Annotated in this window: 22 protein-coding genes; 12 read left to right on the plus strand and 10 right to left on the minus strand. The window is 72.8% G+C overall.

From position 1 onward, the window contains the following. Window positions 1-8: 8 nt before the first annotated feature. Complete coding sequence (locus tag AB0A69_RS09985) at window positions 9-1,271, minus strand: ABC transporter substrate-binding protein (RefSeq protein WP_361417756.1); 1,263 nt, start codon at window positions 1,269-1,271, stop codon at window positions 9-11. A 168-nt stretch (window positions 1,272-1,439) separates the two neighbouring features. Here AB0A69_RS09985 and AB0A69_RS09990 point away from each other — a divergent pair, with 168 nt between their 5' ends. Together AB0A69_RS09990 and purU are read left to right on the plus strand one after the other, a co-directional pair. Next, complete coding sequence (locus AB0A69_RS09990; protein ID WP_361418429.1) at window positions 1,440-1,886, plus strand: hypothetical protein; 447 nt, start codon at window positions 1,440-1,442, stop codon at window positions 1,884-1,886. Window positions 1,887-2,144: 258 nt separating this feature from the next. Continuing rightward, window positions 2,145-2,996, plus strand: coding sequence for a formyltetrahydrofolate deformylase (gene purU / locus AB0A69_RS09995; RefSeq protein ID WP_361417759.1), 852 nt, complete (start codon window positions 2,145-2,147; stop codon window positions 2,994-2,996). Window positions 2,997-3,045: 49 nt separating this feature from the next. Here purU and AB0A69_RS10000 read toward each other — a convergent pair whose 3' ends face one another. Then, window positions 3,046-4,488, minus strand: coding sequence for a maleylpyruvate isomerase N-terminal domain-containing protein (locus AB0A69_RS10000; protein WP_361417762.1), 1,443 nt, complete (start codon window positions 4,486-4,488; stop codon window positions 3,046-3,048). After that, window positions 4,485-5,048, minus strand: coding sequence for a sigma-70 family RNA polymerase sigma factor (locus tag AB0A69_RS10005; RefSeq protein WP_361417765.1), 564 nt, complete (start codon window positions 5,046-5,048; stop codon window positions 4,485-4,487). The genes AB0A69_RS10000 and AB0A69_RS10005 overlap by 4 nt, the downstream gene beginning before the upstream one ends. Window positions 5,049-5,221: 173 nt before the next feature. Between AB0A69_RS10005 and AB0A69_RS10010 the strand changes: the two genes are divergently transcribed. The 3 genes from AB0A69_RS10010 to AB0A69_RS10020 all read left to right on the plus strand — a co-directional run bounded on the left by AB0A69_RS10010 (window position 5,222) and on the right by AB0A69_RS10020 (window position 7,017). After that, window positions 5,222-5,599, plus strand: a complete 378-nt coding sequence (locus AB0A69_RS10010) for an STAS domain-containing protein (RefSeq protein WP_361417768.1) — start codon at window positions 5,222-5,224, stop codon at window positions 5,597-5,599. Window positions 5,600-5,631: 32 nt separating this feature from the next. Beyond that, a complete protein-coding gene (locus tag AB0A69_RS10015; RefSeq protein ID WP_361417771.1) occupies window positions 5,632-6,150 on the plus strand; it encodes an EF-hand domain-containing protein in 519 nt (172 codons plus the stop codon). A 366-nt stretch (window positions 6,151-6,516) separates the two neighbouring features. Beyond that, a complete protein-coding gene (locus AB0A69_RS10020) occupies window positions 6,517-7,017 on the plus strand; it encodes an ATP-binding protein (protein WP_361417774.1) in 501 nt (166 codons plus the stop codon). Between the two features lie 18 nt (window positions 7,018-7,035). Here AB0A69_RS10020 and AB0A69_RS10025 read toward each other — a convergent pair whose 3' ends face one another. Beyond that, on the minus strand, window positions 7,036-8,166 hold the full coding sequence (locus tag AB0A69_RS10025; protein WP_361417777.1) for a helix-turn-helix domain-containing protein: 1,131 nt from the start codon (window positions 8,164-8,166) through the stop codon (window positions 7,036-7,038). Between the two features lie 71 nt (window positions 8,167-8,237). Between AB0A69_RS10025 and AB0A69_RS10030 the strand changes: the two genes are divergently transcribed. The 3 genes from AB0A69_RS10030 (at window position 8,238) to AB0A69_RS10040 (ending at window position 11,903) form a co-directional block, all read left to right on the plus strand. After that, on the plus strand, window positions 8,238-9,554 hold the full coding sequence (locus AB0A69_RS10030; RefSeq protein ID WP_361417780.1) for an MFS transporter: 1,317 nt from the start codon (window positions 8,238-8,240) through the stop codon (window positions 9,552-9,554). Window positions 9,555-9,703: 149 nt separating this feature from the next. Next, window positions 9,704-11,065 (plus strand): hypothetical protein, encoded by a 1,362-nt coding sequence (locus tag AB0A69_RS10035; RefSeq protein WP_361417783.1) that lies wholly within the window; start codon window positions 9,704-9,706, stop codon window positions 11,063-11,065. Window positions 11,066-11,123: 58 nt separating this feature from the next. After that, window positions 11,124-11,903, plus strand: a complete 780-nt coding sequence (locus AB0A69_RS10040) for a class I SAM-dependent methyltransferase (protein ID WP_361417786.1) — start codon at window positions 11,124-11,126, stop codon at window positions 11,901-11,903. Between the two features lie 19 nt (window positions 11,904-11,922). On the opposite strand, the gene AB0A69_RS10045 is transcribed toward AB0A69_RS10040, so the two are convergent. Then, window positions 11,923-12,333, minus strand: a complete 411-nt coding sequence (locus AB0A69_RS10045) for a hypothetical protein (RefSeq protein WP_361417789.1) — start codon at window positions 12,331-12,333, stop codon at window positions 11,923-11,925. Window positions 12,334-12,417: 84 nt separating this feature from the next. On the opposite strand from AB0A69_RS10045, the gene AB0A69_RS10050 reads away from it, so the two are divergent. Together AB0A69_RS10050 and AB0A69_RS10055 are read left to right on the plus strand one after the other, a co-directional pair. Next, entirely contained in the window at window positions 12,418-13,233 is an 816-nt protein-coding gene (locus AB0A69_RS10050) for a helix-turn-helix transcriptional regulator (protein ID WP_361417792.1), read from the plus strand. Continuing rightward, window positions 13,230-13,472, plus strand: a complete 243-nt coding sequence (locus AB0A69_RS10055) for a DUF397 domain-containing protein (protein ID WP_361417795.1) — start codon at window positions 13,230-13,232, stop codon at window positions 13,470-13,472. The genes AB0A69_RS10050 and AB0A69_RS10055 overlap by 4 nt, the downstream gene beginning before the upstream one ends. 2 nt (window positions 13,473-13,474) lie before the next feature. Here AB0A69_RS10055 and AB0A69_RS10060 read toward each other — a convergent pair whose 3' ends face one another. The 3 genes from AB0A69_RS10060 to AB0A69_RS10070 form a co-directional block, all read right to left on the minus strand. Continuing rightward, entirely contained in the window at window positions 13,475-14,137 is a 663-nt protein-coding gene (locus AB0A69_RS10060) for a GPP34 family phosphoprotein (RefSeq protein WP_361417798.1), read from the minus strand. Window positions 14,138-14,215: 78 nt separating this feature from the next. Next, window positions 14,216-14,875: a pyridoxal 5'-phosphate synthase gene (locus tag AB0A69_RS10065; protein ID WP_361417801.1), complete on the minus strand. Its 660-nt coding sequence runs from the start codon at window positions 14,873-14,875 to the stop codon at window positions 14,216-14,218. 123 nt (window positions 14,876-14,998) lie between these two features. Next, window positions 14,999-15,646: a TetR family transcriptional regulator gene (locus AB0A69_RS10070; protein ID WP_361417804.1), complete on the minus strand. Its 648-nt coding sequence runs from the start codon at window positions 15,644-15,646 to the stop codon at window positions 14,999-15,001. A 319-nt stretch (window positions 15,647-15,965) separates the two neighbouring features. Between AB0A69_RS10070 and AB0A69_RS10075 the strand changes: the two genes are divergently transcribed. Beyond that, entirely contained in the window at window positions 15,966-16,748 is a 783-nt protein-coding gene (locus tag AB0A69_RS10075) for a VOC family protein (RefSeq protein ID WP_361417807.1), read from the plus strand. A gap of 135 nt (window positions 16,749-16,883) precedes the next feature. Further along, the gene (locus tag AB0A69_RS10080) at window positions 16,884-19,361 is read left to right on the plus strand and encodes a PQQ-binding-like beta-propeller repeat protein (RefSeq protein ID WP_361417810.1); all 2,478 of its coding nucleotides are present in this window, start codon (window positions 16,884-16,886) and stop codon (window positions 19,359-19,361) included. A gap of 8 nt (window positions 19,362-19,369) precedes the next feature. Here AB0A69_RS10080 and AB0A69_RS10085 read toward each other — a convergent pair whose 3' ends face one another. Further along, complete coding sequence (locus tag AB0A69_RS10085) at window positions 19,370-19,918, minus strand: hypothetical protein (RefSeq protein ID WP_361417813.1); 549 nt, start codon at window positions 19,916-19,918, stop codon at window positions 19,370-19,372. A gap of 184 nt (window positions 19,919-20,102) precedes the next feature. Then, complete coding sequence (locus AB0A69_RS10090; RefSeq protein WP_361417816.1) at window positions 20,103-20,312, minus strand: hypothetical protein; 210 nt, start codon at window positions 20,310-20,312, stop codon at window positions 20,103-20,105. Window positions 20,313-20,490: the final 178 nt, after the last annotated feature.

Genomic DNA, 20,490 nt, shown 5'->3' on the forward strand with positions numbered 1-20,490 from the left:
GTCCGGCGTCAGAGCGAGCGTGCCTCGCGCAGGGTCGGGCCCGTGTCGACGAAGCCCTTCTTCTGCGCGACCAGGCGCCCTTGGCGTACGACCTGGAAGGTGACGTCCCGGTTCACTATCCGCGGGAAGCCCGGCGTGCCGAGCATGTCCTCGTAGCGCCAGCGCAGCCTGGGGGTGAGGCCGCCGGTGTCGACCTCCACGCCGCGGTCGAGGGCGTGGGTGACCTTGGAGGCGGTGATCTCCTCCGTCCGGAGCGCCTCGATCACCCGGCGCAGGACGGTGTACGCGATCCACGTGGTCTGGACGCCCGCGTCGGCCGGGTCGATGCGGTTGTCGCCGAAGGCGTGCTCGCGGATGACCTGCCGCATCGGGGCCCAGGCCGGATCGCCCGCCTCCGGGTACCAGCCGGTGATGTAGGCGCCTTCGAAGGGGCCGTTCGCGCCGCCGGTGCGGTCGACGAGCGGCTGGTCGACGCTGCCGAGGACCGAGGAGACCTTGACGTCGCGCCCGTCGGAGGGCAGGCGGCGGAAGGAGTCGAAGAAGTTGGCGGTGCGCTCGCCCAGCGCGGCGGTGACGCAGCCGCCCTTCTTACCGGCCCGGTCGCGGGACCGCATCGCCTCGGCCGCGTACTCGCCGGCGTCCTCGGCGGCCGGGATGTCGGTGGCCAGGCGGTGACGGCGGTGGGCGAGGCCGGAGTTGACCAGGTGCGGCAGGTTGTCGCCGGTGACGGAGTCGGGCCGGACGAGCGAGACGCGTTCGCACGCCTCGGCGAGCTGCATGCCGTTGCCCGCGAGCAGCGCGGGCTGCCCGCCGTTCACCGGGTAGGAGAGGTAGCTGGTGAACTCGTCGTCGGAGACGCCGTACCCGCCGATGTACGGGATGCCGGCGGCCTCCAGCGGAGCCATGAAGGCGCGACCCTGCTGGCTGTACGAGCCGACGACCGCGACCGCGCCCTCCTCGGCGGCGCGCCGGGCGCAGGCGGCGGCGCCGGCCGGGTCGTTGCGCTCGTTGCAGGTCAGGACGCGGAGCTCGTGGCCGTCGATGCCGCCGCGGGCGTTGACCCAGCGGGCGTACGCCTGGGCCATGGCGGGCATGCCGGGCATGTTGGTCGCGCGGGTGCCTTCCGGCGCCCAGGTCATCACGGTGACGGGGTCCCTGGAGCCCCCCGTGGCTCCAGGGATCGCCCCGCAGCCGGTGACGAGACAGGCCGAGACGAGTGCCGTCGCGGCCTTGAGGGTGAGGCCGAACCTGCCGTTACCGCTACCGGTCATGCCCCGCACAATTCCGCCCCATGGGTAACGCGGCAGTGTGGAAGGTTCAACGCTCGGTGACGACGAGGTGAATTACGGGGTGCGGTCTGTCCGTACTGCGGGGGAACGTACGATCGAAACGTGTCCAGTTCCGTGAACTCTTCCCGTCGCGGCCGTCGCTCCTCCACCATGGGCGGCATGCCGCTCAACGACATGCCGTGGTGGCGCTGGCGCACCAACGTCCGCTCCGCGCTGCACATGCTTTCCGACCCGGTGTTCCACCAGGAGTGCTGGCTGGCCGGCCGTGAGGGGTACGGGGACGTCACCGACGCCGTGTACCGGCTGGTGGAGGACACCTGGCTGGACAACTGGTCCGCCGAGAAGTACGTCGGCACCATATTCCGGGACTCGGCGGAGGCCGCGCTGGTGGACGTGGCCGTGCTGCGGGTGCTGCGGATCATGCACCAGGTCGGGGCGGACGCCCCGGTCGCCACGTACATGGCGCACCACGGCTGGCCGGAGGCGGTGCGGGCGGCGCGGGACGCGCACGTACGGCTCGCCGTGAACGACGGGGACGACCCGGACGAGCCGCCGCGCTCGCTCGACGTGCTGCGGATCATGACGGGTGCGGCGTAGGGGGCGTCTTGCCGATCTTGCCGGGCTCGCGACGCCTGGCACCGCGCCTCGCCGCGTTGTCGTCGGTCGCCAATGCTCCGCAGTGGCTCCCTCCTCCGCCTTGCGATCCACGGCACCAGACGCCGCTCCCTGATCCGGCCTGATCGACAAGACACCCCCTAGGGGGCGTCTTGCCGACAGCGCGGTCTCGCGCGGGGGCGGCGTCCGTTTCCCGGACCGGGGGCGGGGAGCGCCGGGGGAATGTGGCATCCTGCGAGGATGACTGACCAGTACGTCCTCACGCTTTCCTGCCCTGACAAACAGGGCATCGTGCACGCCGTGTCGAGCTACCTCTTCATCACCGGCTGCAACATCGAGGACAGTCAGCAGTACGGAGACCGGGACTCGGGTCTCTTCTTCATGCGGGTGCACTTCACGGCCGAGGCCCCGGTGACCGTGGAGAAGCTCCGCGCCAGCTTCGCGGCGGTGGGCGACTCCTTCGACATGGACTGGCAGATCCACCGCGCCGACGAGCGCATGCGGGTCGTGCTGATGGTGTCGAAGTTCGGGCACTGCCTGAACGACCTGCTCTTCCGCACCCGGATCGGCGCCCTGCCCGTCGACATCGTGGCCGTGGTCTCGAACCACACCGACTTCGCCGAGCTCGTCGCCTCGTACGACATCCCCTTCCACCACATTCCGGTCACGAAGGACACCAAGGCGCAGGCGGAGGCGCAGCTGCTGGAGCTGGTGCGCGGCGAGAACGTCGAGCTGGTCGTGCTGGCCCGGTACATGCAGGTCCTCTCGGACGACCTGTGCAAGCAGCTCAGCGGCCGCGTCATCAACATCCACCACTCCTTCCTCCCGAGCTTCAAGGGCGCCAAGCCCTACCACCAGGCGCACGCGCGCGGTGTGAAGCTGATCGGCGCGACGGCCCACTACGTGACGGCCGACCTCGACGAGGGCCCGATCATCGAGCAGGAGGTCGAGCGGGTGGGCCACCAGGTCACCCCGGAGCAGCTGGTGGCGATCGGCCGCGACGTCGAGTGCCAGGCGCTGGCGCGCGCGGTGAAGTGGCACGCGGAGCGCCGCATCCTGCTCAACGGCCGCCGCACGGTCGTCTTCGAGTAGGAACCCCTGCACGTCTGGGAACCCCTGCACGTCCTCCCGGGCCGGTCGGCTACAGCCGGCTCAGGGAGGCCGCGGCGAAGAGCACGTCCTTGATGGCCTCGCGGTCGCCGTCCTGGCCCACGGCCGCCTCCTCCGGGGAGACGTGGCCCGCCACCAGCTGGCAGAACTCCTCCGCGTCCAGCGCCACCAGTGCGACCGACTCCTCGGCGCACCCCACCGCCGCCGGGGAGTCCAGCGCGATGTACCAGTGGCCGCCACCGGAGCCCTCGACCTCCAGGTGGAGCGAGCGGCCCGGGGAGCCGGCCGCGACCAGCCGGCGGGGCGGGGCCGCGACCCCGGCCCGGCGGCGGTGGGCGAGCGCGGCCGGCAGCTGGCGCGCCGCGAGGTCGATCATGCTGTGCAGGTGCGTACCGCTGGGCGGCTCGTAGGGGTAGTCGACGGCGTTGGCGATGTCCACCGCGTGCACCCAGCACTCGAAGGCCCGGTCGAGCAGCGAGTCCCGCATCGGCAGCGCGAAGTCGCCGTACGACACGGACAGATCCCCGACGCCGTGCCCGGCGAAGGAGACCGTGCGGATCAGCGTGTGGCTCTGGTCGCGCCACGGCTCGCGGATCGCGCGCGTGGGCGGGTGGTGCGCGGCGCGCCAGTACGCCTCGGTGCGCTCCGACGGGTCGACCGGCGCGGGCGGGCCCGGCGGCTTGCCCGGGGCCTCCGCCACCAGCGGGTCGCCCAGGCCGAGCGCCGATCCGACCAGCCCGTCCACCGCCAGGAGGTGCCCGATGACCCCGGCCACCGTCGTCCGGCGGCCGACCTGCCGCTCCTGCTCGAACCACTTGAGCCGCACCGGCGCGTGCCAGTCCGCGTCACCGATGTCCCGCAGCAGCGCGTCGAGCCGCGCGGTCTCCGCGTCGTACGGGCCGGCCCAGTCGGGCACCGGGATGCGGGCCGGGCGGCGGCCCAGGCAGTTCTCCAGCACCCGCGAGCGCAGCAGCGGGTCGAGGTCCAGGTCCCGTTCGTGGTGGAGCAGCGCCACCGCGTCGCGCAGCCGCAGCGCCTCGTCCGCGCAGGGCGCGCACTCGGTCAGGTGGGCCTCGACGGCCGCCGTCTCCTCGACCGAGCAGGCCGCCAGCGCCCACGCGCCCAGCAGCGACTTGAGCACCGTGTGCGGCAGCGCCGGCGGCGACGACGGCGCCGGCCCGCGCTCCGGCACGGGACCCGTCTCCCGTACGGGACCCTCCTCCGCTACGGGCTCCGCCTCCGGCACGGGACCCGTCTCCCGTACGGGCTCCGCCTCCGGCACGGGCTCCGCCTCCGGCACGGGACCCGTCTCCCGTACGGGCTCCGCCTCCGGTACGGGCCCGGGCTCCCGTGCGGGTGGCGGAGGCAGCGGGTCGTAGTCGTCGGCGGCCCGGCGCGGTGCCGGTATGCGCGGCGCGCCCCGCACCTCGTCCTCCCCGTCGTCCCGGCTGCCGCCGTCCAGGGGCCCCGTCACAGCGTCCGCCCGTCCACCGGCCGGGTGTTCGCCGTGGAGAGCAACTGCAGCCCCAGGCGCAGCCGGCGCCGGGCCTCGTCCTCCGTCACGCCGAGGTCGGCGGCCGTCTGGCGGTAGTCCCGGCGCTGGAAGTACGCCAGCTCCAGCGCCTGGCGCAGCGGCGCCGGCATCGACTGCACGATGTAGTCCGCGCGGGCGGCCACCGCCGCGCGCCGCACCTTCTGCTCCAGCTCCTCCGGCGTGCCCTCGCCGCGCTCCGTGAACGCCGCCACCTCCGCCTGCCGCAGCCGGTGCACGGCCTGGCTGCGCGTGAGCCGCGCTATCCACGAGCGCATGGAGCCCTCGCGGCGCGGGTCGTACGCGTCGGGGTTCTCCCACACGTAGCCGAAGACCTCGCGCGTCACCTGGTCGGCGGCGTCCTCGTCGGCGAGGACGCGGTGCGCGGTGTTGTGGACGAGCGAGGCGAACCGGTCGTACAACTCACCCAGTGCGGCCGCCTCGCCGCGCGCGAGGCGCTGCTGCATCCTGCGGTCCCAGCGCGGTGGTGTGTCCTTCGCCATACGGAGCCCTCCCGGTCCGACTCCTTTCGAATGTAGTGGGCGTCACGGACAACGCACCCGCCTTTGCCCGGGAAACCGTCAGACCGTGCGAAGGGGGTTTCAGTGCGGGCGGGCTGGGCAGCAGCCCGCGAAAGGAAGCGACGCCTCCGGTTCGACGACGAAAGGTGCGGCGCGTGACGACGCTCACGGTGAACGAAGCCGAGCACGGCGCCTGGACCGTGTTGCACATCAGCGGCGAACTGGACCTGGTCTCCTCGCCCGTGATCCGCCGCCGTGTCCATGACGCCGTCGCAGCCGGCCGCCACGATGTCGTCCTGGACCTGTCCCAGGTGCTGTTCTGCGACTCCAGCGGCGTCGGCGTGCTCATCGCCGCCCGCCGCCTGCTGCACTCCTGCCGCGGCCGGCTGCGCCTGATACTCCCCGCGCAGGGCGCCGTCGACGGGTCCCACGTCAACCGGGTCCTCGCGGCCCTGGGCGTACGGCGGCTGTTCGCCGTGTACGCGGACGTCGACGCGGCCACCGCCGACGAGGCGGAGCCGCTCTCCGCGTGACGCCGACCCCTTCGCGACGTACCCTCCCGGGCATGGACGCAGAGGACTTGTACCAGCGCCGGATCGCCGACCGGTTCGACGCCTTCGACCAGGACGGCAACGGGTATATCTCCCGCGAGGACTTCACCACCGCGGCCTCCCGGCTGCTGGACGCGTTCGGCACCCCGTTCCGCTCGGACAAGGGCCAGGCGCTGTCGGTCGGGGCGGAGGCGTTCTGGCAGGGACTGGCCGGCATCGCCGACGTCGACGGCGACCAGCGGGTGACGCGGGCGGAGTTCGTCCACGGCGCCGTCAAGCGCCTGCGGGACAACCCGGACCGGTTCGCCGAGATCGCCCGGCCCTTCGTGTGCGCCGTGCTCGCGGTCGCCGACCGTGACGGCGACGGCCGCGCGGAGGTCGACGGGCTGGAGCGCGCCCTGCGGGTCCTCGGAGTCGAGCCGCACACCGCGGCGTTGACGGCGGAGTCGCTGGACGTGGACCGCAGCGGGAGTGTCGACCCGGAGGAGGCGGTCACCGCCTTCGCCCGCTACTTCGTCACGCGGGAGGGCTGACGGGCCGGGGGAGCGCGCGACGGTCACCGCCAGTGACCGCGCGCCGATACCGGGTCGTGTCCTCGCCGCACCCGTCACAACCCCGGGCCGCCCTCCCGCTCCGGTACGCTCGGTGAGATGCGAGTGGTGCACAGACCGGGGCGTTCCGGCGCCGATGCGCGCCCCTGTTCGACTACCCGCCGTGTGCGTCGCACAGTATGCCCCAGCCGTACTCCTTCGCGCGGGAATATGCCCGAAGCGCTTGTTGCGGTGACTGTACGTCAACCATGCTGTCCCACAGGGAAATCACGTTCAGTGACGGCTGTTTCGGCTGTGGTCGCTGTGAGGCGCGAGGCGATGTGTCCGCCGGTTCGGATGGTGTGAGCGGTGCAGGTGCTTCAGGTTCAGTTGGAGATCGGACCCGATCCCGCGGAGGTGGGGCGCGCGCGTAGATGGGCGCGGTCCCGGCTCGCCGGTTCCGGGATAGGGGAGGACGAGCCGCTGGCCGAGACGCTGGTGCTGCTCATCTCGGAGCTCGTCACCAACGCCGTCGTGCACACCGGCTGTCCGGCCGTGCTGCGCATGCTCTTCGGGGCCGGCTCCGCCGAGGCCGGGACGGTGCGGGTGGAGGTCGCCGACCGCAGCTCCTGCCCGCCGCGCCCCCGCCACGCCGACGGCGACGACACCAACGGGCGGGGCCTGGAACTGGTCGACGGCCTCGCCGACCGGTGGGGATGGCAGGCCGAGGGGGCCGGCAAACGCATCTGGTGCGAGGTCGACCGGGGCGCACCCGTGGTGACCCGAGGGGCGCGTGAGCCGGGGGCTTTCGAGCCTTCGTGCGCCGTCACACCCAGGCCCCGCACGGTGCACCCCTCGAATAGCCGTTGACGTCGCGTGGCCGCCTGATCACTCTGGGATCGGCGATACGCGGCGAGGGGACGCCGAGGACGTGACGACACCCGTGTCCTCGTCCTCGGCGAACGCGGATCGCCGCGGTGGCGGCCGCCGTGCCGTGCTCGGGGCGCGCACGAGTGCGCCGCCACCCTTCCCGGTTCCGTCTCCGCCCGTGCGGAACGTACGCCGGTAGACCGTGGGCGGGACGCCCAGCGCGGCCTGGAAGTGCTGGCGCAGCGACTGGGCGGTGCCGAACCCGGAGTCCGTGGCCACCTGGTCGATGGAGAGATCGGTCGACTCCAGGAGGTGGCGGGCCCGTTCGACGCGCTGCTGGGTGAGCCAGTGGCCCGGGCTGACGCCGACCTCTTCGCGGAAGCGGCGCGTGAAGGTGCGGACGCTCATCGCCTCCCGCTCGGCGAGGTCGCGCAGTTGCACCGGCTTGTGGAGGTGGTGCAGCGCCCAGGCGCGGGCGGTCGCCGTCGTATGCCGCTGCGCCGGTTCGGGCACCGGGCGCTGGATGTACTGCGCCTGGCCGCCGTCCCGGTGCGGCGGTACGACGGTGCGGCGCGCGACGTCGTTGGCGACGGCCGCTCCGTGGTCGCGGCGCACGATGTGCAGGCACAGGTCGATACCGGCGGCCACCCCGGCGGAGGTCAGGACGTCGCCGTCGTCGATGAACAGCACGTCCGCGTCGACCCTGATCGTGGGAAAGAGCCGCTGGAAGTGCTCGGCGTGCGCCCAGTGGGTGGTGGCCGGCCGCCCGTCGAGGAACCCGGCGGCGGCGAGCACGTACCCCCCGGTGCAGATGGCGACGAGGCGGGTGCCGGGCCGGATGTGGGCGAGCGCGGCGGCCAGTTCACCGGAGAGCCTGCCCTCCTCGTAGACCGGGCCCAGTTCGTACGAGGCGGGGACGACGACGGTGTCGGCGGTGGCGAGCAGCTCGGGTCCGTGGGCGACGGAGATGGCGAAGTCGGCATTGGTCTGCACGGGCTCGCCGGTCACACCGCACGTGACCGTCTCGTACAGGCGCCGGCCTTCGTCGGTCCTGGCGAGGCCGAAGATGCGGTGGGGAATGCCCAGTTCGAAGGGGAGGAGACCGTCGAGGGCGAGGACGACGACGCGGTGCCGCTGCGGAAGGGACATGGCCCGATCATAGTGAAAGCTGTCATTCGGGCCAGTGGTCGGCGGTTCAACGGCCCGGCAAGGTGGGTGACGTGACCCAGACAACGCCCGCACACGTCGCAGCCCCCGACGCCCTCCCCCGTACCGGCGTCCGCCCTCCTCGCCCGCCCCGCATCCACCGCGCGTGGTTCGTCGCCGCCGTCGCCTTCGTGACGATCATCGGCGCGGCCGCCTTCGCCTCGCTGCCCGGCCTGCTGATCGAGCCGCTGCACCGGGAGTTCGAATGGTCGCGCGGCACGATCGGCTTCGCCGTCTCCGTCAACCTCGCGCTGTACGGCCTGACGGCGCCGTTCGCGGCGGCGCTGATGGACCGGTTCGGCATCCGCCGCGTCGTCGCCGTCGCGCTGAGCGTCATCGCGGCCGGCTCGCTGCTCACCGTGTGGATGACGGCGGCGTGGCAACTCGTGCTGTTCTGGGGCATCCTCGTCGGGCTCGGCAGCGGCTCCATGGCGCTCGCCTTCGCCGCGACCGTCACCAACCGGTGGTTCACGGCCCGGCGCGGCCTGGTGACGGGCGTCCTCACGGCGGCCGGGGCCTCCGGGCAGCTGGTCTTCCTGCCGCTGCTGTCCTGGCTGGTGGAGCACGAGGGCTGGCGCCCGGCCGCGGTCACGGTCGCGCTGTCCGCGCTCGCCGTCGTCCCCTTCGTCTGGCTGCTGCTGCGCGACCACCCGTCGGACGTGGGCCTCGCGCCGTACGGGGCACCGGAGTTCGTCGCCAAGCCCGCGCCCGTCCCGGGGGCGGCCCGCCGCGCCGTCACCATCCTCTTCTCGGCCGCCCGCACCGGCCCGTTCTGGCTGCTCGCCGGCACCTTCGCGATCTGCGGCGCCTCGACGAACGGCCTGATGAAGACGCACTTCGTCCCGGCGGCGCACGACCACGGGATGCCCATCACGGCCGCCGCCTCGCTGCTCGCGGTGATCGGCGTCTTCGACGTCGTCGGCACCATCGCCTCCGGCTGGTTCACCGACCGCTTCGAGGCGCGGCGGCTGCTGGCGGTGTACTACGCGCTGCGCGGTGTCTCGCTGCTGTTCCTGCCGATGCTGCTGGCGCCGTCCGTGCACCCGCCGATGGTGTTCTTCATCGTCTTCTACGGCCTGGACTGGGTGGCCACCGTGCCGCCGACGATCGCCCTGTGCCGTGAGCACTACGGCGACGACAGCGCCATCGTCTTCGGCTGGGTGCTCGCCTCCCACCAGGTCGGCGCGGCCCTGGTGGCCTTCGCGGGCGGTGTGGCGCGCGACGTCTTCCACTCGTACGACGTGGTCTGGTACGCCTCGGGCGCCCTGTGCGCGGCGGCGGCCCTGATGTCCCTGGTGATCCGCCGCCGGAAGACCCCCGCCGTGGCGTGACGCCCGTGACGGGACGTCAACCAGCCCTTGCGGCCGATGCGTACAACTGTTCGGTAGTCTCGGTGGTCCAGTACTGCGGTGATCCGCTCGGCGGATCGCAGCAGGAGCGGATCCGGCGAGCGGATCCGCCGAACACCGCAGGGAGTCACATGACAACGCCGACCCCTTCCGCCAGGCGAGTCCGTGGCCGCACCGTGCGCCTCGGCGCCGTGTGCATGGCCGCGGCCGGGCTGGTCACCGTGGGGATGGCCACGCCGGCGTTCGCCGACAGCGACCAGCTGTGGATCGTGGCACCGTACGAGACCGTGGTGCCCACGGCGGCCGGCCCCGGACAGGAGCCCGCGACCCGCACCCTGGGCCTCGGGCTCTACCACGACCACAGCGGCTTCCAGGTGACCGACGGCCGCCTCACCGTCGACGTCTCCGGACTGGCCGGCGTCGCCGAGGTCGTCTGGCCCGAGAACTGCGCGCCGTCCGGCACCACTGCCGTGTGCAGCGTGCCGGAGGTGCCGCTCACGGGCACCACCCAGGTGCCCCTCCGGATCCGGGCCGTCACCGACGCGGCGGTCGGGGCCAGCGGGCGCATCACCTACAGCGCCACGGCGGCCACCACGATGGAGGGCGGTCAGCTCACGGCGGGTGAGGGGTACGAGACCACCGTCAAGGTGGGCACCGGGCCCGACCTCGTCCTGGAGGGGCCCGTGTCCGCCGAGGGGGTCCAGCCGGGCAGCACCGTGCCCGTGCCCTTCTCCGTCGTCAACCACGGCAACCAGCCCGCCAACGGCCTCCAGGCCACCTTCTACGCGACGCGCGGCCTCGACCTCGGCACGGTCGACCCCCGGTGCACCAGCACCCCGGTCGGCGAGGGCGGCACCGTCGCGCCCTTCACCCGGGTGGACTGCGCGTTCGACGACGTCCTCGCGCCCGGCGCGAGCTTCACGCTGCCCGAGCCGCTGCGCGCCACGGTGGCCCCGTACGCCTACAGCGAGCGGCTCGACATCAACGTCGAGGCGCGCGGCGGCGTCGAGGACCTGGCACCCGGGGACAACGGTACGGGCGTCGACGTCCGGGCCGTCAACACCGCCGACTTCGCCGTCCGCGGCGCCAAGGCGAGCGGCGCGGCGGGCGAGACCGTCAAGGCGGCGCTGACCTTCCGCAACCGGGGCCCGGCGTGGATCGCGAACCTCCGCTCCGGTGACCCGGTGGCCGCGGTCGACCTCACCGTCCCCAAGGGTGCCACCGTCACGTCCGTACCGGAGGTCTGCCAGCCCCGCACCCTCGAAGGCGACTGGTACGAGGGCGGGCGCACCGGTGCCCCGCGCTATGTGTGCGACCTGCCCATGTGGGTGGCCGAGAACCAGACCGTGACGTTCCCCTTCGAGCTGCGGATCGACACCGTCATCACCGGCTCCGCGGGCACGGTGGCCCTGAAGCCCCCGTACGGCACCCAGCCCCTGCCCTTCGACCCGAACCACCGGAACGACACGTCGATGCTGGTGCTGAACCCCTGATCCGACGGCGATAGCCGACCACGATAAGAGTTCGCGGCCTCGGCCGCCGGGCCGGAGAATGGTGTGCGTGACACGCACCTTCGACGACCTGGTGGCCGAGGCCGACGCCGTACCGGTGGAGGGCTGGGACTTCTCCTGGCTGGACGGCCGGGCCACCGAGCAGCGCCCCTCCTGGGGGTACCAGCGGCTGATGAGCGCGCGGCTCGCAGACCCCGGCGTGTCCGCCGCGCTGGACATCCAGACCGGCGGCGGCGAGGTCCTCGCCGGGGCCGAGCGGTTCCCGCCCACGATGGCCGCCACCGAGTCGTGGCCGCCCAACATCATCAAGGCGTCCCGGCTGCTCCACCCGCGGGGCGTGGTCGTCGTCGCGGACCCGGACGAGCCGCCGCTGCCCTTCGCCGACGAGGCGTTCGACCTGGTGACGAGCCGCCACCCGGTGACCGTGTGGTGGACCGAGATCGCGCGGGTGCTGCGGCCCGGCGGCTCGTACGTCGCCCAGCACGTCGGCCCCGCGAGCGTCTTCGAACTGGTCGAGTTCTTCCTGGGCCCCCAGCCCGAGGAGGTCCGCCGGGCCCGCCACCCCGACGACGAGAGCGCGGATGCCCGCGCGGCCGGCCTGGAGATCGTGGACCTGCGCAGCGAGCGGCTGCGCACCGAGTTCCACGACATCGGGGCGGTCGTCTACTTCCTGCGCAAGGTCATCTGGATGGTGCCCGGCTTCACCGTCGAGGCGTACCGGGACAAGCTGCGCGAGCTGCACGAACGCATCGAGGCGGAGGGGCCGTTCGTGGCGCACTCGTCCCGCTTCCTGATCGAGGCGCGCAAGCCGGACGCCTGAGTCCCTCTTCTACGCGCCTTTACGCGTCGGGGGACACGCACAGCTGCGCCGTGACCACCTCGTGGAGGAGCTCCGGGTCGACGAACTCGCCCGCCACGGGCGGCCCGCCGCGCCACTCCAGCGGGTACGTGCTGCCGTGCGGCGCCGGGATGCCGATGTACTGATCCCGCGCGGACGGCCCGAAGCAGGTGGCGCCGGGCGGCCACGTGTACTCCTTGCTGCTGCCGGGCGGAATCAGGAAGTACGTCCACCGCCCGCCGGCGATCTCCCGCACCACCGGGCCGGGGCGCCCGACCGTGGCCTCGACGAGGTGGTGCAGGACGGCCTCACCGCGTACGCCGCGCACGCGGATCGCGTCGAAGTGGATGCCGGACAGACGCAGTTGGATGCCGGAGGCCGGTACCCAATCGGGGAGTTTTTCGCTGGTCATGGCTACGAGCATCGGGGTGGATGCGTAGCGTGACCAGAGGGACGCGATCCACTTCGGGCCGGTGTGGGAAGGACGGTGGTGGCGGTGGGATCGAACAGCGAGCCCTCGCCCGCGCGGAAACATGTGGGCGAGCTCGTCAAGAAGTTCCGCACCCGGGCGGGGATGACCCAGAAGGAACTCGCGGAACGGCTCCTGATGTCGGAGTCGCTGCTGGGCGCGTACGAGCGGGCGGAACGCATCCCGACGACGGCGTTCCTGGTGGACGCGGACCGGGTGCTGAACGCCGGGGGCGTACTGGCGTCTTGCGTCGAGATGATGGAGGAGGAGAAGTACTCGCCGAAGTACTTCAGCTGGGTCCGCGCGTCGGTCGAGGCGGCGAGCTACTGTGCGTACGAGAGCATGGTGATTCCCGGCGCGCTTCAGACGCCGGCCTATGCGCGTGCGCTGTACGAGATGCGGGTTCCGGCATACGAGCCGGAGATGATCGAGCAGTATGTGGAGGCTCGGCTGGAACGGCAGGCCGTGCTTGATCGCAAACCCAGGCGCCCCATGAGTTGCGTGGTCGAGGAGTCGGTGTTCCAGCGACCGCTCGGTGGGGACGCGGTGCTCAAGGAGCAGCTCGTGCATGTGCTGGAGTGCCTGCGTACACGAAAGCATGTGATCCTGCAGGTCATGCCGACCCACCGGTACGAGCACGCGGTAATCGCGGGGTCGCTGCAGCTGCTGAGCACCCGGGAAGGACGGAACCTGGCGTACATCGGGGGACAATTCGGCGGTACCTTGATCTCCAAGCCCGAAGAGGTGAACCAGCTCATCGACCGCTTCGGCGCGCTACGGGCACAGGCGCTCACGCCGTGGGAGTCCGTGGAGCTGATCGAGAGGATGGCGGCGGAGCTGTGAAGACCGAACTGGCCTGGTTCAAGAGCAGTTACAGCAGCAACGAGGAGGACGACTGCGTCGAGGTCGCCTACGACTGGCACAAGTCCAGCTACAGCGGCAACACGGGTGGCGAGTGCGTCGAGGTCGCCGCCTGCCCCCACGCCGTCCAGGTCCGCGACTCCAAGGTGTCCGACGGGCCCACCATCGCGGTGGCGCCCGGCGCGTGGGCGGCGTTCGTCGCGGGGGCGGCGACGGCCTGACGTCAGATCGCGGCGGTGGCGGCGGTGATCACGGTGACGGCCACCAGCGCCGCCTGCATGTTCCGGATGGCCTCGCGGACGCCGTCGCCCGCCCACTGGCCCTCGGCGATCTCCGCCATGCGGGCCTCGACCTGCTTGCGCGGCAGCTCGGGGAAGGCCAGGTGGTGCAGGCGCGCCGCGTGGAGCAGGGCGACGAGGCCGCTGGTGCGGTCGTCCGGCTGCGCGCCCTCCAGGACCGCGGACGCGAGGCGCTCGCGCAGCTCGCGCTCCACCGAGCCGTCGGCCTCCGGATAGCGCCGTACCGGGAAGAGCCCGAGCACCCGGTGCCGCTCCTCGACCACGAGACCGCGCTCGCACAGGCTCTCCACCGTCGCCTGCGTGGCCTTCGACTGGTCCTTGGCCAGCCAGTCGGTGACCTTGCGCCCGCGGTTGCTCCGCGTCCACTCCGTGAGCAGCCGCAGGCGCCCGTCGAGCAGGGCGTCTCCCGTCGGCGTGGCGTCGACCACGGCCAGTCGCCCGCCGGTCACGGTGACGCGCCCCGCCATGGCCAGCTCCAGCAGGATGCCGCCCGCGACCGCCCACGCGGCGGATGCCCGTTCCTTCGTGGCACCCGACTCGTCGTCCAGTGACAGCAGCGCGATCTCCTCGCCCAGCGTGACGGCCATGCGTATCCCCCTCGGTCGTTGCGGTCATACATGCCGACGTCGGGGAGGACCGTGGGGTTGCGCCGCTCGGGACGGAACCTACGGCCAGAGCAGGTCCCGTTCCCACGAAGCGGTGCGCTGCCGCCGGTAGCGGAGCCGTACGTGGCGGCGGCGGGCGTCGCCCTGGAAGAACTCGACCTCGTCGGGGTCGAGTACGTACAGGGTCCAGGTCTGCACGTCCGCGTCCGGTTCCGCCTCCGCCCGCGCCCAGGCCGCTTCGCCCGCCTCCGCGAGCGTGGCCAGGGAGTCCAGCACCTCGCTCTGGCGGCCCACCAGCGCGGCCGCCAGCGCTCCGGTCGTACGGGCGTGCAGGTCGGCGTACGCCTCCTCGGCGGGGGCGAGGGTCACGCGGCCGCGGACGCGGACCTGGCGGCCCTGGACCGGCCAGTAGAAGTGGACCGCGGCGTGCGGAGTGGCCGCCAGCTGGCGGCCCTTGGCGCTGGTGGAGTGGGAGGCGAAGTGCCAGCCGCGCTCGTCGGCGTCGTGCAGCATCACCGTCCGTACGTCGGGGCGCCCGTCGGCGTCGACGGTGGCCAGCGCCATCGTGTGCGGCTCGGTCTGCCCGGCGTCCGCCGCGGCCGTGAACCACGTGTGGAACAGCGGCAGCGGCGCCGCGGGCGCGGTGTCCGGGTCGAAGGCGGGCAGCTCGGTGTCCCACACGCGTAGCGAGCGGAGGCTTTCGTGGAAGTGCTCTGTCATGGGGACATCATCCGCGCCGGTGTGCGTCGCCCAGAGGAACGCCGGCGGCGGCCGGGCGCGAGGACCGGCCGCCGTCGGCGCGTGACAGGACGGGCGACGACAGGAGACGGGACGGGAGGGGTGCTACTTCGTGGGCTTCTTGCCGGTGACGCCGAGGTGCACCAACAGCGCGAGGTTCGGCTTGAGTTCGTTCTGCTTCACGCCCCAGGTCTGGAACGCCTTCTGGTGCGAGGCGACCGCCGCCAGCATCGCGACCAGGGCTCCGGCGATCGCCGCGGGGTTGACGTCCTTGTCGACCCGGCCCTTGGTCTGGAGCTCCTTGACGGCGTCGGTGAGGGAGCTGGTGACCGAGCCGAGGATCTTCATGCGGAGCTTGTAGAACCGCTTGTCGCCCTCCGCGGCGCCGAGGTCCACCACCCGCAGCAGGGCGTCGTTCTTGCGCCAGAAGTCGAGGAAGCCCTCGACCAGTTCCTCCGACGACTGCCATCCCGCCTTGCCGACCCAGGTGCGGCCGGAGGCGAGGTCGGAGAGGGCCCCACCCTCCCTCGTCATCTCCTCCGCGATCTCGAGGACGGCGCCCTCGACGTCGGGGAAGTACTGATAGAAGGTCGCGGGGGACGTGCCCGCCTTCCGGGCCACGTCGATGACTTTGACGTCCCGGTACGGCGAGGAGCGGAGCATCTCGCTGAGGCAGTCGAGCAGCTTCTGCCGCGTCGCCTGGCCGCGTCGGCCGGCCACACGGCCGTCGACGGTGCGTACTTGTCCTGTCATGCCGTCAGCTTACCGAGGGGGGATCAGGGCGCTATTCGGCCGACTGCAAATGGGGTGCGGGGCTCTCCCGGGGCCCTTCACGCACCGTCCGCGGGTGTCCCCGGGTGGCCATGGAGAGCCCATATGGGCCTGTGGGCAGGGATTCTCCGCCGGGGGCGGCTCCGGGCGCGGTCGGACCCCTCCCGTCCGCCTCGAAGGGCGGTTTCCAGCCAAGTAAGATTATCAACAGGCTGTGGAAAACTCCCGTGGACAAGCGAGCGGTACCGGCGGCGCGCCGTTAACTTGACTGTGGGGCCCGACGAGGAAAGGGATCAGCTCCATGGCCGCATTCACAGAGGGCACACCGTGCTGGGTGGACGTGCTGCTCCCCGACCTCGCGGCGGGCAAGCGCTTCTACGGCGACCTCTTCGGCTGGACGTTCGACGGCGGCGACGAAGCCCACGGTGGCTACACCAACGCCTACAGCGACGGACAGCGCGTCGCCGGCCTCGCCCCCAAGCGGGACGGCCGGATGCCCACCGTCTGGGGCGTCTACTTCGCCACCCCCGACGCCGCGGCCACCAGCCGCCGCATCCTGGACGCGGGCGGCCGCATCGTGACGAACCCCGTGCCCGTCGGCGCGTACGGGACGATGGCGCTCGCCGTCGACCCCGGCGGCGCCGTCTTCGGTCTGTGGGAGGCCGGGACGCACAACGGCTTCGAGAAGCAGGGCGAGCCGAACTCCTTCTGCTGGACCGAGGTCTACACGCGGCAGAAGGACCCCGTCGACTCCTTCTACGAGACCGTCTTCGGCTTCCAGGTGCGGGACCTCGACGACGCCTCGATCGACTTCCGCGTCTGGTCCCCCGCCGGTACGCAGGCGAGCGACGAGAACGCCATCGGCGGGCGCAGCGTGATCACCGACGCCTTTCCGGCCGAGATGCCCGCCCACTTCCTCGTCTACTTCGCCGTCGAGGACTGCGACGACACGGCCGCGGCCGCCCAGCGCCTCGGCGGCCGCGTCACCGAACAGCCGTTCGACACCCCGTACGGCAGGATCGCGGTCCTCGCCGACGACCAGGGAGCTGTCTTCGCCGTGCTCGCCGAGCCCAAGGCCGCCTGAAACCCTCACGCGGGTGTCCGGATCGAGGTGAGACACCCCGATCCGCCCCCGGGTTCGCAACCACCGCCTCGGACAGGAAGAATCAGGGGCGACGGGGCCGTACCTTGATGGCCCCTACGGGGAGGTGGCAGGCAAGTGGAGCAGCTCACGCAGCACGACCCGAGGCGGATCGGTCCCTTCGAGGTGCTGGGCCGGCTCGGTGCCGGCGGCATGGGCCTGGTCTATCTGGCGCGCTCGGCGTCGGGGCGGCGCGTGGCGATCAAGACCGTACGGACCGAGCTCGCCGAGGACCAGCTGTTCCGCGTCCGCTTCACGCGGGAGGTGGAGGCCGCGCGGGCGGTGTCCGGCTTCTACACGGCGGCCGTGGTGGACGCCGACCCGAGGGCGGCGGTGCCGTGGCTGGCCACGGCGTACGTCCCCGCACCCTCCCTCGAAGAGATAGTGAACGAGTGCGGGCCCCTGCCCGCTCCGGCCGTGCGCTGGCTGGCGGCGGGTATCGCCGAGGCCCTCCAGTCGATCCACGGCGCCGGTCTCGTCCACCGCGACCTCAAGCCGTCCAACGTGCTCGTCGTGGAGGACGGGCCGCGCGTCATCGACTTCGGCATCGCGTCCGGCGTCTCCAACACCCGGCTGACGATGACCAACGTCGCCGTGGGCACGCCCGCGTACATGTCACCCGAGCAGGCGAAGGACTCGCGCAGCGTGACGGGCGCGAGCGACGTCTTCTCGCTCGGCTCCACCCTGGTCTTCGCGGCGACCGGGCACGCGCCGTACCACGGGGCGAACCCGGTGGAGACGGTCTTCATGCTGCTGCGCGAGGGGCCGGACCTGGAGGGGCTGCCGGACGAGCTGCGGCCGCTGATCGAGTCCTGCATGCAGATGGAGGCCGCGCTGCGGCCCACGCCCGCCGACCTCCAGGCCCAGCTGGCGCCGCACCTCTTCGGCGGCAGCGACGACAGCGGTACGGCGTCGGCGTGGCTGCCGGCCCGGGCGACCGCGATGATCGAGGCCCGCCGGGGCGGCCGCCCGAGCACCCCGCCGCCCCCGGCCCCCGCACCCCCGGCCCCGCCCGCACCGCAGGCGCCGCCCGCCCAGGCCCCCGCGCCCGGCCGGGACTGGGACGCGGCCTGGCGCGCCGACGGCGCCGACGGCCGCAGCGGTGGGGGCCGTGGCGCCGTCGATCCCCGTACGGGCCAGATGGCGCCGCCCGCGCGGCCGGCCGGGGCGGCCGCCGCTCCCGCCCCCGCCGCACCGGTGCAGCTCCCCGGCGCCCGGGTCCCCATCGGCCCCGGGCCCCGGGTCTCCGACACGCGCACCGCGCTCGCCGCGGCGGGCTCCGCCGGGCCCGCGACCACCGGCTGGGTCCGCCCGCCCGGCGGCCTGACGAACGGCGCCGACCCCGCCCCGCCCAGCGGCCCGCCGCTCCCGTCGGCCCCGCCCGCGCAGGCCGCCCCGCCCGCGCCCGAGAACGCCGGGCCCGGCCACTGGCGCCCCTGGCGTTTCCGCATGTCGAACGACGTGTGGGGCACGCCCGTCGTCGACGGCGACCTGCTCTACGTCACCTCCTTCGAGGTGCACGCCCTGGACGTGGCGAGTGGCCGCCGCCAGTTCAAGACGCGGGACGTGGCCTGGTCCATGGCCGTGGCCGGAGGCCGCATCCACGCCTCCGACGGGCCGTCCCTGTACGCGCTCGACGCCCTCGACGGCAGCGAGCGGTGGCGGCTGATGACCGACGCCTGGGTGTACGCCCTCCGGGTCGACCGCGGCACGGTCGTCACCGCCACGCGCGGCGGCGGCGTCCAGGGCTGGGAGGCCTCCAACGGCGCGAAGCTGTGGGAGATCACCGGAGCCCAGACCGACTTCGAGACGCCCGAGGGCGGCCCGGTCCTCCACGGCGACACCGTCTACGTCTGGCAGGACGCCCGCCTGCGCGCGCTCGACGCCCGCACGGGCACCGAGCGCTGGTCGTACCCGATCGGCGACGCCGCCTCCTGCGGCGGCGTACCGGTGCGCGTCACCCCGGCGGAGGACGGATACGTCTACGTCGCCGCCGGGACCCGCGTGCTCTCCGTCGACAACATGTCCGGCCACGTCCGCTGGCACTTCGAGGCCCCGGCGGTCTTCCTCTCGCCGCCCGCCTTCGCCCCGGGCCCGGCGGTCACCGGCGGCGGCGTGTACCTCGCCGACTACCTCGGCACGGTGTACGCGCTCGACGCCACGACCGGCAAGGACCGCTGGCGCATCGCCACCGAGTCCCGCCCGGCGACGGAGCCCGTCCTCGTCGTGAACGGGAACATCCACGTCGGCAGCGGCAGCGCGGTCTACACGCTGGACGCGGTCACCGGCACCCCGAAGTGGCGCTTCGCCGCGGGCGGCAGCATCATCGGCAGCCCGGTCGTCGCCGACGGCCGCCTCCACTTCGGTTCGGCGGACCACGTCCTGTACACCCTGGACGCGAGCGGCGGCCAGCTGCGCTGGAAGCTCACCACGGGCGGCGAGATCACCGGCTCGCTGGTGGCGCGCGGCGGCGTCGTCTACGCGTGCAGCAAGGACCGGTGCGTGTACGCGCTGGACGCGGTGAAGGGCACGGCGACCGGGCGGAGCGCCCCCTAGGACACGACCTAGACCCGGTGCGGAGGTCCCGGCCCTTCGGGGCCGGGCCCGCCGTACCCGTCGCCGTGTCTGTCGTCGTACCTGGCGTCGTACCCGTCGTCGTGCGGGGGCGGGCCCTCGGCGTACGCCGTGCGGCGCCGGCGCGGACGGCCGGCCATCACCGCGGCGCCGAGCAGCAACAGCGCCCCGCCGACCAGGGCGATGACCACGCCCCAGCCCAGCCCGGCGCTGCCGGGGTCGTCGAACGCAAGCCCGTCCGCGACCTGCGCCTGCCGCACCATCCACAGGATGGTGAAGCCCAGGACGACGCACGCGGCCAGCCCGACCAGCACCCGCGACCGCAGCAGGACCCCGACGAGCGCCACCAGCGCGCCGAAGGCGAGCGGCAGCAGGATCGAGACCCACAGCTCCGAGCGGCTGTCGCTGATGCCGCTGAAGAGGTCGGCGACGCGGAAGTGGCGTCCGAGACGGCCGTCGTACCAGGCACGGAAGGGGCTCCAGACGGCGGCCGTCGCTCCGACGAGAGCGAGGACGCTGCCGATGACGTTGCGGATCATCGTCGGCCTCCTTGCGGTCAGGCTCTCGCCCCCGACGCTACGCCCGCCCCGCGGCCGCCGCCACAGGACGGGGAACGCCGAGGGGCCGGACCCGAAGGTCCGGCCCCTCATGTGCCGTGCCACGTCCGGCGACCGCGGCGGCTCCCCCTCCGCACCGCCGCGGCCGCACCCCGTGGGTGAAGGTCTACTTGGCCGGCGGCGCCGGCATGTGGTGGTCCCCCATGGTGACGATGGTTTCGTCGGTGGTGGTGGTGGGGGTGGTGGTCGCCGGGGGCGCCGGCATGTGGTGGTCGCCCAGGGTGGTGACGGTGGGCTCCTTGGCCGGCGGCGCCGGCATGTGGTGGTCGCCCATGGTGGTGATGTCGTCGAGGTTCTTCTTCTCGGAGCCGCTCATGGTGTTTCCCCCGTGGGATCGCTGTGCTGGTGTGAGCTGTCTTCTGCCCGGCGACTCCCCCGAGGGCCGCCGGACAGAAGGTTAGGGGACCGCTTGCCCCCCCGAGCTGGAGGTCCCGGCGATCCGTCCGCTCCCCCGTCGCGACGGATCGACTGGTGACGAGCATGCCGGAGGGCGA

Source organism: Streptomyces sp. NPDC045431 (genome assembly GCF_040646655.1).
Taxonomy (GTDB): Bacteria; Actinomycetota; Actinomycetes; order Streptomycetales; family Streptomycetaceae; genus Streptomyces.